At 40.4% G+C, this 15,565-nt stretch carries 14 protein-coding genes; 6 read left to right on the top strand and 8 right to left on the bottom strand.

Going from position 1 to position 15,565, the window contains the following annotated elements; all coding sequences use genetic code 11:
• Positions 1-15 precede the first annotated feature (15 nt).
• Positions 16-615 carry an NAD(P)H-dependent oxidoreductase gene (locus tag ALKIM_RS0116375; protein ID WP_026475592.1) on the top strand — a complete coding sequence of 200 codons (600 nt, stop codon included), beginning with the start codon at positions 16-18 and terminating at the stop codon, positions 613-615.
• A gap of 90 nt (positions 616-705) precedes the next feature.
• Positions 706-1,320 carry an IMPACT family protein gene (locus tag ALKIM_RS0116380; RefSeq protein ID WP_026475593.1) on the top strand — a complete coding sequence of 205 codons (615 nt, stop codon included), beginning with the start codon at positions 706-708 and terminating at the stop codon, positions 1,318-1,320.
• 12 nt (positions 1,321-1,332) lie between these two features.
• On the opposite strand, the gene ALKIM_RS0116385 is transcribed toward ALKIM_RS0116380, so the two are convergent.
• The 7 genes from ALKIM_RS0116385 to ALKIM_RS0116415 all read right to left on the bottom strand — a co-directional run bounded on the left by ALKIM_RS0116385 (position 1,333) and on the right by ALKIM_RS0116415 (position 7,933).
• Positions 1,333-2,742: a COG3014 family protein gene (locus ALKIM_RS0116385; protein WP_157363954.1), complete on the bottom strand. Its 1,410-nt coding sequence runs from the start codon at positions 2,740-2,742 to the stop codon at positions 1,333-1,335.
• 174 nt (positions 2,743-2,916) lie between these two features.
• Positions 2,917-3,501 (bottom strand): penicillin-binding protein activator LpoB, encoded by a 585-nt coding sequence (locus tag ALKIM_RS0116390; RefSeq protein WP_026475595.1) that lies wholly within the window; start codon positions 3,499-3,501, stop codon positions 2,917-2,919.
• A gap of 127 nt (positions 3,502-3,628) precedes the next feature.
• On the bottom strand, positions 3,629-4,177 hold the full coding sequence (locus ALKIM_RS0116395) for a DUF6913 domain-containing protein (protein WP_026475596.1): 549 nt from the start codon (positions 4,175-4,177) through the stop codon (positions 3,629-3,631).
• A gap of 93 nt (positions 4,178-4,270) precedes the next feature.
• Positions 4,271-6,283, bottom strand: a complete 2,013-nt coding sequence (ligA, locus tag ALKIM_RS0116400) for an NAD-dependent DNA ligase LigA (RefSeq protein ID WP_026475597.1) — start codon at positions 6,281-6,283, stop codon at positions 4,271-4,273.
• Between the two features lie 307 nt (positions 6,284-6,590).
• Complete coding sequence (locus tag ALKIM_RS0116405; protein ID WP_026475598.1) at positions 6,591-6,836, bottom strand: hypothetical protein; 246 nt, start codon at positions 6,834-6,836, stop codon at positions 6,591-6,593.
• Positions 6,826-7,194 (bottom strand): phage holin family protein, encoded by a 369-nt coding sequence (locus ALKIM_RS0116410; protein ID WP_052345614.1) that lies wholly within the window; start codon positions 7,192-7,194, stop codon positions 6,826-6,828. The genes ALKIM_RS0116405 and ALKIM_RS0116410 overlap by 11 nt, the downstream gene beginning before the upstream one ends.
• Positions 7,195-7,642: 448 nt before the next feature.
• Positions 7,643-7,933: a YtxH domain-containing protein gene (locus ALKIM_RS0116415; RefSeq protein ID WP_026475600.1), complete on the bottom strand. Its 291-nt coding sequence runs from the start codon at positions 7,931-7,933 to the stop codon at positions 7,643-7,645.
• Between the two features lie 404 nt (positions 7,934-8,337).
• Between ALKIM_RS0116415 and ALKIM_RS0116420 the strand changes: the two genes are divergently transcribed.
• From ALKIM_RS0116420 to ALKIM_RS0116430, 3 genes are all read left to right on the top strand, one after another.
• The gene (locus tag ALKIM_RS0116420) at positions 8,338-10,572 is read left to right on the top strand and encodes a RelA/SpoT family protein (RefSeq protein WP_026475601.1); all 2,235 of its coding nucleotides are present in this window, start codon (positions 8,338-8,340) and stop codon (positions 10,570-10,572) included.
• Positions 10,573-10,669: 97 nt separating this feature from the next.
• Complete coding sequence (locus tag ALKIM_RS0116425) at positions 10,670-12,358, top strand: tetratricopeptide repeat protein (RefSeq protein WP_026475602.1); 1,689 nt, start codon at positions 10,670-10,672, stop codon at positions 12,356-12,358.
• A 170-nt stretch (positions 12,359-12,528) separates the two neighbouring features.
• Positions 12,529-12,942, top strand: coding sequence for a hypothetical protein (locus ALKIM_RS0116430; protein ID WP_026475603.1), 414 nt, complete (start codon positions 12,529-12,531; stop codon positions 12,940-12,942).
• Between the two features lie 490 nt (positions 12,943-13,432).
• Here ALKIM_RS0116430 and ALKIM_RS0116435 read toward each other — a convergent pair whose 3' ends face one another.
• Complete coding sequence (locus ALKIM_RS0116435; RefSeq protein WP_026475604.1) at positions 13,433-13,936, bottom strand: YfiR family protein; 504 nt, start codon at positions 13,934-13,936, stop codon at positions 13,433-13,435.
• A 499-nt stretch (positions 13,937-14,435) separates the two neighbouring features.
• Here ALKIM_RS0116435 and ALKIM_RS0116440 point away from each other — a divergent pair, with 499 nt between their 5' ends.
• Positions 14,436-15,557 carry a universal stress protein gene (locus ALKIM_RS0116440; protein ID WP_026475605.1) on the top strand — a complete coding sequence of 374 codons (1,122 nt, stop codon included), beginning with the start codon at positions 14,436-14,438 and terminating at the stop codon, positions 15,555-15,557.
• The last annotated feature ends 8 nt before the right edge of the window (positions 15,558-15,565 follow it).

A 15,565-nucleotide genomic window follows, 5' to 3' on the forward strand; every position in this document is an offset into this window, starting at 1 on the left:
TCATATTTTTTTGTCATGAATCATTTAATAGTATCCGCACATCCATCAGATAATAGTTTCAGTAACTATCTTGCATCTGTTCTTACTGAAAAATACAAGTCCATCGGCTGGGAAGTTAATTTGAGAGATTTATATAAAACGGGCTTCAATCCGGTGTTGTCACCAGCCGATTTGGGTATGTTGAAATCCGGAAATACACCCGACGACATCGCCATCGAACAAAAATACATCCGTGATGCCGATTTAATATCGGTCATTTATCCACTTTGGTGGGCTGGTTTTCCGGCCATACTGAAAGGGTACATCGACCGTGTGCTAAGTAACGGCTTTGCGTTTAATTATGGCGCTGGTGGCGCTTCCGGCTTATTGACAGATAAAAAAGTGGTGATTCATACCACCATGGGCAATACAGTTGAGGAGTACGAGGAAAAGGGATTGATACAGGCATTCCGCCAGAGTCAGGGCGATGAGATATTTAAATTTTGCGGCATGCAAATTCTGGGACACTATTTCTATCCTCAAATTACGCTGGCTGATGAGGCTCAAAGAGAGCATTTTATGCAGATGGCCTTGTCACGCTACTCTGAACTGGCTGTTGAATCCTCTGTAAAATAGGCTTGGTTTCCGGTTGATTTGATGATTTTGGCCGGTTGTTTAAATTGCTTTTGTTAATTTTGGCATCCTACCGGAAAAATGGAGCCATTCATGGAAATCATAGACTTATATAAAACCATCGAACGACCTTCTGAAGGTATCTATAAGGAGAAGGGAAGCAAATTTCTGGCATTTGCATACCCCATCGTATCAGAGGAAGAGGTAAAACCATTGGTGCAGGAGCTGAAAACCACCTATTACGATGCGCGTCACCATTGTTATGCCTGGCAATTGGGAATTGATGGCAACTTATTCAGGGCCAACGACGATGGTGAGCCGTCGGGCACGGCGGGTAAACCCATCCTAGGCCAAATTCGCTCTCATGAACTTACCAACATCCTGATTGTGGTGGTGCGCTATTTTGGTGGCATAAAGCTGGGCACCAGCGGCTTAATACATGCATACAAAGAGGCCGCTGCAGATGCCATCTTAAACGCCAAAATTGCGGAAAAAACCGAAGACGCCTATTACGATGTACAGTTTGCTTATGATGCCATGAACGACGTGATGCGCGTTATAAAGGAGGAAGAACCGCAAATCATAAATCAGCAATTTGATTTAAACTGCTCAATGACATTGGCCAAACGGTGCAGCCAAAGCAACGCAATGGCATCCCGGCTCGGTAAAATTGATACCGTGCGCCTCACATGGCTCTACAACAAATAGAACTCTAATCCCTTAACGGGTAGATAATTGATGAAATACTCTAAAGGTGGTTTCTCCTGCTCTGATATTCACACTCACCGGTTCGTTTGATACACCACCCCCCGCACGACGTTGTTCGAGTGTTAGGTTGTGTTCGCCCTCAGGAAGATGCAGTCGGGCATACGAAAGAGAATAGGGTAGTGATTGCCAGTTGCGGGTATCAGCCTTCTCAGTCATGGCGTTTACGATGCTGGTGATGGTTCCAAGGCTTTTATTTTCGCTGCGTGCCAACTGCTCCATAGCTTGTTTGGTGGCAAGCCTTAAAATGCTGTTCCCAATTTCGCGCATCATGCGGTCACTAAGCGACTGGAATGCAATTTTATTTATATCCTGGGCAATTTCCAGCGGATAGGTTCGGTTGTTATGATTGAGTGCTGCCTGATAGTATAGCGGGGGCCGTTCAACAAACTTGGGGAAAGCCACACGAAGAATAGACAAGTTTCGTAAAGAGGCTTGTTGCTGCTGCGAATTACCTCCAAACATCAATGGAAAAGACATGCCAAGCTCATCGCTGCCAAACATCATCACACCGTTGCGCATACCAAGATTGGTAAGGTTCAGGGTCCATTCAGATTTTATGGGGCCCAGGCCATTCATCCAGATATACACCAATTCGCCATTGTCGGAATCGATTTCAGGTGTCTGCATACCAAATTTCTCCTCGAAAAATCGCACTTCGCTGCGAAAACCCATCCTAGCCGCTGAGCGCAATAAGTCTTCCTTCAACTGCCGGGGTGGCTGCACATTAAACAGCGTGGTGTAATCATTCTCATATATCTCCAGTGCATTGCGATAGGCGATAAATGCATTGTTGTAGTCGCCCGTGGCCTGATAAATCATCCCCATCAAATTGTGGGCAAAGGCATCGCGGGCATATTTATTTTTGTGTTCCTTGTAGCCGTCGTTAATTTGCTGAAGTCGGATATTTACCCTGCGGCACTCGACCAGCGCCCCTTCATAATCCTTTAAAGCAATAAAATTAAGTGCCTTATAATAATGAATCATTATTGATTCAAAATCTTCGGGCGGATAGGGGCGAGTCATTGGGTTTGATATAAGTGCCAGTGCCTCGGAGCCTAAGTTCTTTCGGTAATCCTCCACATAAAAATCGGCCATGTTGAAATAGTGGTTACTCTGCTCATGTTCACCAAGCATGAATAACACCATCCCTCGATTCATAAAATATAAAACCCGGTGATTGTTCTCTGCCCATTTTCGGTTTTTCAACAATTCTTTATCTGCCTCTTCAAATTGACCAAGAGCTATATGGTTTTGAACGGCGGCAGTTCGCTGATAAAAGGTGGCGCATCCGGCCAGAAGTATCAGGATACCAACTATCCCGAAACGGAGAAGCAATGGTTTATGAGCGTTCTTATGGCGCATAGGGTTTATGTGATGAAGGAGAATCTTAAAAGGATTTGAAATATGTAAAGCATTAGCTCTATATTATGTTCAGAATATCGATACAATATCTAAACACAACCATTTCAATCAAGAAAAAAGCGATTGAAAAATCGGAGTCTGAAAACACAACTGCTTTCAGACTCCGACAATTATTTAATTACGGATGTACTTACGGATACGCTTGTCGCCAATCCATACCACTTCGCTGGTTTCCAAGCCGGTTAGCTCAAGGTTCACCTGGTAGTAGTTTACTCTTTCGCGACGGTAGCTGTCAACAATTGAGTTGATGTCGCCGTTTAGCATATAGTCGGCACCAAGCTCCATGCCCCAGCGCTTGGCTGTCTCAACCGAAGCAAAATCCTGCTGAGAAGCCCGCTCACGACGCAACTCTTCACGTTTGTCGCCGGCTTGTACCAATCTTACGCGTCCGCTGTTGATGAAGGCACGCTCCACATCTTTGATAAACGTCTCTGCATTGATGTGTTCGTGTGATTTATTGTAAACCAGACCAACGATAACCACAGGGCGCTCGCCGGTACGTCTTACATGGTCATCCAGCCATCTGCCGTCAAGAATCTGAGCCACCATGGCTTCGGCAGTCATGCGCGAGTCTGAATCGTTCCAACGTCCACTCAGGTCGATGGTTTCCTGCGTACCAATACGCTCAATTTTACGGGTGTTGCAGCTTTGCAACATCAGTCCAAACAAAAGGACTGAAAACAAGGAAAGGTATTTCATAATACAAATAATTGATTTTATTTATTCTTGATTTCAAATTTTATACCAATCATCAACACAATTAAATTACACAATCAATAAAATTGTAATCTATTAAAATACAGCATTATATTTAATGATGGCTGATTTATTCGTCCGCCGTATTCAAATCGCCAAGGTAATGCATAAGTTGCTCAATCAACTGTGCCATGGACCGATCTTTCATCTCAATCATAAAGTCAAACTCTTCGTCGTACACATTTGAGATGCCCGCTTTAAAACCTGCCATCGACATTCTTGTGAGCCATTTCACCGGAAAATGATAATGTGTGTCAAGCACCAAAAGCAGATCCAGTCTTTTTTCTGCAAACTCTGATAACATCTCCATTTTGGGTTCCATAAAGAAGTTACACTCCTTTTGTGAAAAAAACTGCCAGGTTTTATCACTGATATAGTTGTGCTCCTTTTTGGCATCGGGGAGATATCCTAAAATTGTAAATTGTGCGCCAGATGCAGGAAATTCTTTGATAAAATTCTTAACCAGTTTCAAGTTGTCAGAATTTCCAGCATCGAAAACGATACCCACTGTTCGAGCACGTTTTAGACTCACTGCTTTCACATTGCGACGACGGTTACCCGATTTATGCTTAAGCAAGGCACTGCCTGCTTTGGTTCTAAGTTTTTCCAGAAATATCATCTAATCTGAGTATTGGTTAAATGGCATAAATTTGAATTGTATTCGCAGGATAAGCAATAGCCATTTCCAGCTTCTTGAATACCCATATCAATTCTAATTGCCACTTTTATCAATCATTGTTAATAAATCATCTTCTGATATAATCTTAAGACCCAACTTTTGAGCTTTCTCAAATTTGGCTGGCCCCATGTTGTCACCGGCCACTACAAAGCTTGTTTTGGCCGATATTGAACCAGCATTCTTGCCTCCATGCGCCTCTATCAGTGCTTTTATCTCATCGCGTGACCGCGAAAACACACCGCTCACCACAAATGACAGTCCGCTGAGATTTTGCGACAAGTTACTGCTTTCAGAGGATTCTTCTTCAAATTTCAGTCCGAAATCACGTAATTGCTGAATCAGTTGGATATTTTCCGGCTTCGAAAAATAGTCGAGAATGCTTGATGCAATTTTTTCACCAATTTCGTCGATGGCAAGTAAGTCATCTGGAGATGCATTGATAATGGCATCGATTGATTTGAGTGCAGATGCCAGTTTTTTAGCGACAGTTTCGCCCACAAAACGAATTCCCAAGGCAAACAATACCCTGGCAAAAGGTACTTCTTTTGATTTCTCAATACCGACAACAATATTGGCTGCCGATTTATCGCCAAGTCGCTCCAGAGAAGATAGTTGGGAGGGGCGCAAGCGGTATAAATCAGCAATGTTTCGCACAAGACCATTTTCGTAAAGCAAATTGATGGTTTCACCTCCAAGCCCATCAATGTCCATTGCCTTTCGTCCAATAAAATGTTCTATTCGCCCCTTTATTTGAGGGGGACACGACATTGAGTTAGGGCAATAGTGCGCAGCCTCACCCTCGATACGGAGAAGCGCAGTACCACATTCCGGACAGTTTGCAATAAATTCAACCGCCTCACTGTCAGGCATTCGCTGAGAAAGGTCCACTGAAGTGATTTTTGGAATGATTTCTCCACCTTTCTCCACCGACACCATGTCATTGAGATGCAAATCCAGTGACTTGATGATATCGGCATTGTGAAGAGAGGCTCTTTTAACCGTGGTGCCTGCAAGCTGAACAGGAGAAAGGTTGGCCACAGGCGTCACTGCTCCGGTTCGCCCTACCTGAAAATCAACAGACAGAAGTCTGGTTAATGCCGCTTCAGCTTTAAATTTGTAAGAGATGGCCCATCGTGGTGTTTTAGCAGTAAAACCCAGTTCATCTCTCAATTGCAGACTATCTGTTTTAATTACGATGCCATCAATATCAAACGGAAGTGTATGTCTGGACGAATCCCACGCTTGCACAAATGCAATCACCTCATCAAAGCTTGTGCACAAACGGCTGTGTGGCGATATGCGCAATCCCCATGTGGCAGCAAATTTTAGGTTTTCGAAATGGCTGTCGGATGGCAACTGAGCGCCCATAATCTGATACAAATAACACTCAAGCGGACGCTTGGCCACAACTGAACTGTTCTGCAATTTCAATGAGCCTGCAGCTGCATTGCGCGGGTTGGCAAAAGGTGCCTCACCGGCTTCTTCACGTGAAGCATTTAAACGTTCAAAACCCTGGCGAGGCATAAATATTTCGCCACGAACCTCAAAGGATGGCGGATAGTTTCCTTGCAATTGGAGTGGAATACTCTTAATGGTTTTCACATTGGCTGTCACATCATCACCACTAACCCCGTCGCCACGCGTAACGGCCGAAATCAGTTTCCCTTTCTCATAGGTAAGAGAAATGGCAGTACCATCGTATTTGAGTTCACATACAAACACCACTTCATGTCCTACTGCTTTTTCCACCCTATTTACGAAATCTCTCAATTCGCCTTCCGAATAGGTGTTGCCCAGCGACAACATAGGGTATTTATGACTTACAGTTTTAAATTCAAGGCTTAAATCACTGCCAACTCGAACCGATGGACTATTAGGATCATTTAGCTCCGGATGTGCCGCTTCAAGACCTATTAGTTCAGCCATCAACCGGTCAAACTCAAAGTCTGATATTAGTGGATTATTTAGAATGTAATACTGGTGATTATGATGATGCAGCTCATCCCTAAGTTGTTGGATGCGCTGATGAACCTCCTCCTGTTCCATAACGTTGGCAATTTCCGGTTAATGGAAACAAAAATACAATTTTGGCCGGAATTGAAAAGATATATAGCAACTGTTTAAATCTAATTTTTAAACATGATTAGACGCTAAGACAATTACATTTTGGACAGTTAGACCGGGTCAAAATTATGTGCCAATTCCCTTTTGTCTATTCATCTTTTGTGTTTTGTCTCACTCTCTAACTTTGCAAACGAAACTTCATCGAAAATCAATCTGACAGCTATTCAGATTAATCATAAGGAGCGAAATAGTTTCAAGCATCCATGCTTTGATAAAATAATCATCAAGTTTAATGAGGCTTTCTTCCGGAAAACACACCTTCAATCCATTGACGTATGCCGGCAGTTACAGGTTTCAGCAACTCGCCAAACAGGCTTGATGCCAGGCGGATAGGATTTAAAGATGCGCCTAGTTCAAGTATTGCCAAATCCATTTTTCGACGTGCGATACGCACTTCATAGGTAAGGCGCATTTTTTCATTTTCCAGATCGGAAAAGGACTCAATATCAGAGTAGGGGGATTTATTATTCTTCATCTTCTTCAAATTTTGGAAAAAACAGCTTAATAAAAGCCTTTATAATTGGTTTTTCGACCCATTTATGTCTCATGGCGTAAAAAACAATGGCCAATATCAAATAAAACAAAGCCACAATCGTGAATCCCAGCCCGTTTGAATTTAATAAATCACTAAGAAAAAAAGCAGTAGCCAGCGACAAAAACATTAGTACAAAAAAGAGAAGATAGAGTACTCCTAGTTTAACGGCAAAACCCGAAGTGAACTTAGATAACTCTTCAACCACATGAATTTTAGTCAAATCAATGCGTTTGTCAAGGTACTTCTCGAATTCATCCTTCACTTCAGCCAGATTTTCTTTTATATTGTCCTGTATCATACCATCAAATTAGTTTATGGATTAGTTTTGGTAGTTTGTAGACTTTAAGTTATTAAAAACTCTAACAATAGCGCATCTTGAAGAAAATTTATTTACTAGAATATTCTCTTCGGTTAGTAACTGCTTAAATTTAATTTATAAAACATGATTTTGACGCAGAGAGTATTAGATATTAGATAGATAGAGTAGTTGCGAAAGATGATTAGATTTATCTTAACTTCTGTTTATTCTTATCTATCTGTCTAAATATCTAACATCTAACAATCTATAAAGCAGATTTACAACAAAATTTAAACAGTCTCTAATACAAAGACGGCGCTAAAAAAAAAATCAATACTGATTAATAACTAATAAAAATGCGGCTGCCTCTGAAACAAGAGACAGCCGTATGTGAGTTTGTAGCCTGGCAGAAGCCATCATTTTGGCACTAAAACTCTATGATGTACCATCAAACTCCGGCTTTTGCTTTGGCTTCATGAGGCTTTTTGTACTCATTTACCAACTCTTCAATACGGTGTTCCACATCATGCATTTTCTTCTTTAAGTCTTCTTTTAGTTCACCGCCTTTGGTTTTCACCTTCTCCTTCATTTTGTCGAGGTCGTCTTCCAACTCGTCGATTTTTTTCTTTATTTGTTTGCGGGTGTCTGCCCCTGATTGGGGGGCATAAAGTAAAGCGATGGCTGCTCCCAAGGCTGCGCCGGCAACGAGTCCGCCTATAAATGATGCTGCACTTTTCATAATAGAAAAATTTTAAGAGTTAAACAACTATTTACTATGTAATAAAATTTTGAATGCTACACTTCGCCTTTGATTCTTGACATTTATCAAAATAGAAAGTATTTCGAAGGGGTGTTTTTTGAAAGATGAAATGCTTTGATTTTTATACCCCTTGCTCATCATATAACCTAAATATAGGTGTAAATTTTCGAAATGTCAATTAACCGAAGGGTCGGATTAACGTGAATTTTAAGAGTTATATAAAAATTAACAGTTGTTTTATAGTTTTGGTTCATTGCAGTTTGGTTGGCCATGTATGGTTTGTTTTGTGAAGGTTTTTGAAAACCGGAGAAGGAAAAGCAGATAATTATAAACGCTTATCCTGCTTAATTTTTATCTTTACGATACTTTAACGCGGAAAGATTATGGAAGACAGAATGCTTCAGATAGCCCCCAATGAGAGACGAGAAATCCTGATTGCTTACAGCAAATTATTGCGTGCCAGTTCAGGCATACTCAAGTGGGAAGATGTAAAACAAATCCGCAAGGCAATAGAGTTGTCGCTTGATAAAGTGGGCCTGGAAAGAAGCCCTTCGGGTAAATTATCAGTGTTGCATTCCCTCGAAGTTGGGCGTATTGCCGTAGAAGAGATAGGCCTGGGGCGCACATCGCTTATTTGTGCTTTGTTGTATGAGGTGCTCCGCCGTTCCGGAGCATCTGTAGAAGAAATTAAACAGCAATTTGGAGAGCAGGTGGCCAATATTATGGATGGCCTTATAAAAGTGTTTGACCTCTACCAACGCAATGCCTCCATACAATCTGAGAACTTTCGAAAGCTGTTGCTAACCTTTGCGCAGGATGTGAGGGTTATACTTATTATCATTGCCGACAGGTTGCAAACGATGCGTTCACTCGATTTGTACAATCCCGAATTGCAGCTAAGTATTTCATCTGAGGTATCGTACCTATATGCTCCTATGGCTCACCGTTTAGGACTCTACACCATTAAATCGGAGATGGAAGACCTGGTGATGAAATATACCAATCGTGATATGTACAAGTTCATCGCCAAGAAATTAAACGAAACAAAAAGGGCCAGAGATAAATATATTAAAGAGTTTATTGCGCCAATTCAGTCAGAACTTGAAGAGAACGACCTCAAGTTCGATATCAAGGGACGGACCAAAACCATACACTCTATCTATAACAAGATGAAGAAGCAAAAGGTAGAGTTTGAGCAGGTTTATGATTTATTTGCCATACGAGTTATTCTGGATAGTGAACTTAAAAGCGAAAAGGCTGATTGCTGGAAAGTCTATTCAATTGTGGCAGACAAGTACCAGCCCAACCCCAGCCGTATGCGCGATTGGCTATCCATTCCCAAGAGTAACGGTTACGAATCATTGCACACAACAGTATTGGGGCCTGAAAACAAATGGGTTGAAGTTCAGATTCGTACCCGGCGTATGGACGAAGTAGCTGAGCGTGGTCTGGCTGCACACTGGAAATACAAAGGGGTGAAAGGCGACCAGGGACTTGATCACTGGCTTGCCAATATCCGTGAAATTCTTGAAAACCCTGAGTTAAATGCGGTCGATTTTATTGATGACTTTAAACTCAACCTTTACGATGAGGAAGTTTTTGTTTTCACCCCAAAAGGAGATTTGATAAGGCTTCCCAAAGGAGCTACCGTACTGGATTTTGCTTTTGATATCCATTCAGAAGTAGGGAAGAAGTGTATTGGTGCAAGGGTAAACCAAAAAAATGTCTCCATCCGTCATGTATTGCAAAACGGTGATCAGGTGGAAATTACCACTGCATCAAACCAGGCACCAAAACAGGATTGGCTCAATGTGGTGGTGACATCAAAAGCAAAAACCAAGTTAAAACAGGCGCTCAGAGAGATTCAGTATAAAGAGTCGGAGTTGGGAAGAGAGATGCTTATACGGCGCTTAAAGAACTGGAAACTTGATATAAATGATCAGCTTACCGGACTGCTTGTAAAGCATTTCAAATATAAAAGCACGAATGACTTCTTTCGGGATATAGGTATTGAAAAACTTGATGTGGTGGCCATCCGCGAGTTTATTCAGCAGCAGCAGAAGAAAGAAACAGAGCGCGAACAAAATGAAATTGCGCAAGGCGTTCGCAGTGCCGGAAATTTTGTGTCACCTCAGCCTGAAGAGTCGGAACATTCGGGTGATGACGTGCTACTTATCGATAAAAACCTTACCAATGTGGATTACAAACTAGCCAAGTGTTGCAATCCTATTTTTGGCGATGATGTTTTTGGCTTTGTATCTGTATCGGGGGGCATCCGAATCCATCGTACCAATTGTCCCAATGCCACGGAAATGCGAACCAAATTCAGCTATCGTATCGTAAAAGCACAATGGACAGGTGAGGCAGCCGGTAACTATCTGACTGCCATAAAGGTTATAGGCGAAGACGACATTGGCATTGTGAGTAACATATCACAAATAATTTCAAAAGAGTTGAAACTTAAAATGCGTTCCATAAACGTGGACAGTAAAGAGGGACTTTTTGAGGGCACAGTCTCGGTGTTTGTGAACAACAATCAGATTCTAAATACGCTTATTAAAAAGGTTAGAGAGATTAGAGGTGTATTGTCAGTATCTCGTATCGATGCCATTGGATAATTTTTTTTTAAATTTTGAAGGTTAGCTGTTTGATAATCTGTAGTTTTGGAATTGCTTTTTGCTTCAATTTTCTATGAACCATTGCTTTAATATTGTCATGAAAGGCTTAAGTTTTCGCCTGTTTATACGTTTCTCTGTTCTGGGTTTGATTTTGGTTTCGTGTGGACAGCAAAATCAGGCAGATTTAGAGCGTCTTAAATCTATTGATGTTGTATTGACTGCAAACAATGCAGAGGCAGCACTCGATAGTCTGGCTCTGTTTGATGTAACCAAACTTAATAAATACAATCAGACTTACTATAAGCTTTTATCGATTATTGCCGAGGATAAAGTATATAAGAATTTTGAAAATGACTCTGTTGCCACATACTTGGTAGATTATTTCCAGCGCGAAAAGACTTCGGAGAATTATCTGCGATCACTGATTTTTCAAGGAATTGCCCGATATAGAATTACAATGCCTGACTCGATGGTATATACACCGCTCAAAAAGGCAGAGGATCTGGTAATGAAATTTCCGGACTCCTATTCACTCTTTGCCAAATCATTATTGGCATATTATCTTGGTGCTGTGAACGATGTGCATGGCAATCAAGCCCTGGCAGAAGCTTACTATAAAGATGCCTTAAAACTTGCCAATATTACGGGTGAAAACAATTTAATGGCCAGTGCTTCGATTTTGCTTTTCTGGATTAAACTTTTCAACAATAGTAAAGATGAAGCTCAGGAGCTGTTAAAAAGTGTCAGAGCAGATAATTTATCACCTGACAATTTATACGATTTAGTAAATGCACAAGCGGTGCTATACTTGAAAAGTAACCAACCTGATAGTGCAGTGGTTAAATACAAAGAGTTGTTTCCTTTGTCAGATAAGGTTCCTGGGAAAATTTTTAAATCAAATATCTACTACTCCATATCACAGGCCTTTGAATTGAAGGGCGTTAAAGATTCAGCCCTGTTCTATCTACAGCAGGCTATAGCACATATTGCGGATTCATCTTACCAGCGTAGAAACTATATGATGTATCACAAGCTGGGCAACATGTCTTACAGTCAAGGACTTTATGATTTGTCGGCCGATAGTTATAAAAAAGCGTACAATTTACTACTTGCTTCTGTTGATGACATAACTGAGAAAAAAGTTCTGGAATTGGAGAAGCAGTTTAACTACTCGCGCGTTGAACTTGCTGCATTGAAACAGAAACAGCGCTCTCAAATGATCATCATTGGCATCTGTTTTTTATTGTTCTTGATGGGTTTCTTTGTCATTACCTACCGACTAAAACTAAAGGAAAATCGTCAGCGGCTTGCAAAAGAGACACTTATGCGCCTTCAAGCTGAGACGGATATTGTACTAAACAAAAAGGAGGCAAGACAGAAGGAGCATCTTATTGCTCTTTATCACCACTTAACCCGTCGTCATGCGCGCACCGAAGAGCGTTTCGAGCAGTTGTCCTATAAATACATGAAAAACAACCAACCGGTGCATGATGAAATTCAAAAAGAGTTGTCTGAGTTGAAGAATGAATTTAGTGCAATGCTGCCAGAACTCATTAATGACGAGTTGTTTAACTCATACATTCAGCTACCTGCATCGGTTTCTTTAACCAATGTGGAAAAGGTTATACTATTCTTACTCTATTGTCAGACTCCTTCCAATCAAATTGCAACTCTTCTAACCATAACGGCAGGCAATCTAAGGGTGAAGAAGTTAAATTTGAAGAGAAAACTTACTGGTTTTGGAGAGGATGTAGAAAATATAGACCAAATACTCGCACTTTTTTAATCAAAAACAGCATTTTTATGGCGTTAAAACCTGTGTTGTCATTACACTGATTAACAATGTGCTGTCTATTTTTTACGCGTTAAACCCATCGTCTGATGATTTAATTTCTTGTGGAAAATTCATATAAGCAGGTAATTTTAAAGGATGTTAAACTCTGAAAATTGCCACTTATGAAACTGAAATCAATCTTTTTTAGTGTGCCATCGATTATCTGCCTTAGCTTTATAGCTGTAATCGGTGTAATTGCAAATGAACCTGGTCCTTCAAATGATGAGAAAGATTTACTTAAGACTAGGTTGCCTAGAGTGCATTCTACGCCTGGTTTAAAGTCTGCACCTGCTGTTGAGGCCGATTTCTATGCGGAAATAAGCTATGGGATGCTAATCATTGAAGCGGATTCTTATTTCGGAGATGTATTTGTATCCATGGAAAACAATAATGGTTCTTGTTCTGTTTACCATTATTATCAAGTATTTGGATCAGGTGTGTATTATATTGACATCTCTCAATTGACTGTTGGAACTTACCTGCTTCAAGTTGAAACTACATCGGAAATCTTTTCAGGTTTCTTTACCATTCAATAGTTAATTACCCAATCTGTTTAAAAGTAAACAGGTCAATCAGGCATTTTGAGGTTATTTTTAAGTCAAACTGATTTTTAGGTAGCATTAAAATCAAAGTTGCAAGTAATTGATTATCATGGGTCATTTTAGTGCGATGGCGTTAAAAAAATGCTCAGAGCCTAAAAACTATTGTGTGACACAGAATTTCGCGCTTATTTTACAATTGTAATTGAGCGATAAACGAAATCCGAATAGAGAAGATTTTACCTGATGAAAATTTTCCGATTTTTCCGATAGCGGATTTGATTAAACAGAATAGTCCTTAACCCAAAAAGCCAGAGTCGCACTTCCAGATTTGTCGCGACTCTGGCATTTTTTCTGCCTTCTCACAAAATGACTGTTATAAACAATTGTTCACCCTTTGAATACAATAAACCCGTGCTTCTTAAGTAATAGAAACACGGGTTTTGTATAATATCAAAATCTGATGTTTTGAAAATCGTAAAACCAGCTACCTTGAATTGCTTATAATTTGTCTGCTCAATACCAGACGTGCCTCCTCTGTTCTTTTCTGATTTAGCTTGTAAACCATCCTTTCATTGTCAACATAGATATTTATGCCCGATTCGGCTGGCATAAAATCTTGCGCCTCTGTAACTATAAGCACGGACACACCCAGAAGCGTTCGGGCAGCTCGTCGCAGGTAACTCATTCTATTGTTGGGGACAAACAAAATGTGACAGGCAACCAGATTGTCTAAAGATTCAAATTCGACAATCTCGATGGGTTTTCCGGCTACGTTGCGATTTTCCATGTCTGCCAAAAGTGCAGCCGTAATGGGTTCGTTCTTGCCAATTACGCCAATTCTGAATACAAGCTGATTTTCGAGACCTGGCCAGTGAATCAGTTTTGTAAAGTTATAAATAAACATGGCCTGGTGCTTCTCCAGTTGGGCATTGGCATTTTGAACAGCCAGTAATGCTATTATCGACAATATTAACACTTTGATTTTCATAGGTGTGCAATTTAGTTTTAATCATTGTGGAATCTTCCACCCTTAACAGCAACTTCAACTCACATATCTGCAAAAAAATATACAGGCTTGTCAGTTATAGGTATAAACAAGAATGCTAGATTCTATATCCATCAAAAATTATGCAATAATATAAAAATTGGGCTATCATATACTTTGTTTTTCCAGTAAACTGCAAAAAAAATAGCGGATTTGTTAAAAAAGTTAAAAATTATACTAAAAACATATATAATATGTTTCAATAAATCATCTCAATCGATACCATCTCTATATAAATCTCATAATATGCACAGTTTTTACCTCAAAGGGGTGCTTCAGTATTTTTCAGACAGATAAATCACCTCTATTACTAATCAATAATGATTACATTTTTCCTAAATGGTTTAAAACCATTACTGAGAAATTGATTGGTTACAATGTTGATACTTTAAACATAAAGTATTAAATTAAGAGTTATTAAAAACCATAAAACCCGACAATCATGGAAGAAAAAATTATCACCCTCGCAACAAATACCTATCAACATGCCCAGGTGCTTCATAACATCCTGGAAGGTGAAGGTATAGAGTGTTTCCTTCAGAACGTCAACCTGATTGAAGGGGCAGTAAATTCAAGTGTCAAAATCCGCATTAAAGAGTCCGATTTGGAAAAAGCCATGAAAATCATGGAGTCGATTGAGGAGCCTGGCATTGAGAAACTTACGGAAAAGAGAGCCGGACGACCGCCAAAGCCACGCATCCTATTACCAGTGGATTTTAGTGACTATTCAGAAAAAGCTGCCGAGATGGCACTCGATTGGGCATTGCGGCTCAATGCTGAAATCATGGTGCTTCATGTCTATTTTAATCCGGTAATTAACACACTGCCTTTCTCTGAAGCTTATGTGTATGACACCAGCCTCGACGAAATGATGGTTGATATGGAGGAACAGGCTGAAATTGATATGAAGCTTTTTATCGATAAGTTTAAAGAAAAGAAGAAAAGAAAGCCTGATGGGGAAAAAGTCGCCATTAAACAACAGCTGCTCAGAGGTGTGGCTGAAGAAGAGATTCTGCGCTTTAGCGATGAATATCAGCCCACTGTTATAATAATGGGTACACGGGGTAAAGATCGCAAAGCAGCTGACTTAATAGGAAGTGTCACAGCCGAAGTGATGGAGATGGCCAGGGTTCCGGTTATGGCTGTTCCGGAAGATTTCGTTTATGCCGGAATAGATAAAATCAAACATATCCTTTATGCCACAAACTTTGAAGAGTCAGATTTTATGGCAATGGATAAACTTGAACGTATTGTTAAACCACTGGAGGTTAAGATTTTCTTTGTGCATGTGGGGCCACACAATGACAACAAATGGGATCAACTTAAACTGGAAGGACTAAAAAAACACATGCAAGAGCGATTTGTGAATAGTCAAATTGAGTGTGACCTGATAGAAAATGAGGATTTCTGGGTTGGTCTTGAAGGTTACATCCATAAAAAGAAAATTGACATCATCAGTCTCACCACACGCCGGCGCAACCTGGTCGCCCGACTCATAAATCCATCGGTGGGCAAAAAAATGTTGTTTCACACCAATACGCCCATTCTGGTGTTTCATGCATAGTATCATTG

The sequence above is a fragment of the Alkaliflexus imshenetskii DSM 15055 genome, from assembly GCF_000517065.1.
Taxonomy (GTDB): Bacteria; Bacteroidota; Bacteroidia; order Bacteroidales; family Marinilabiliaceae; genus Alkaliflexus; species Alkaliflexus imshenetskii.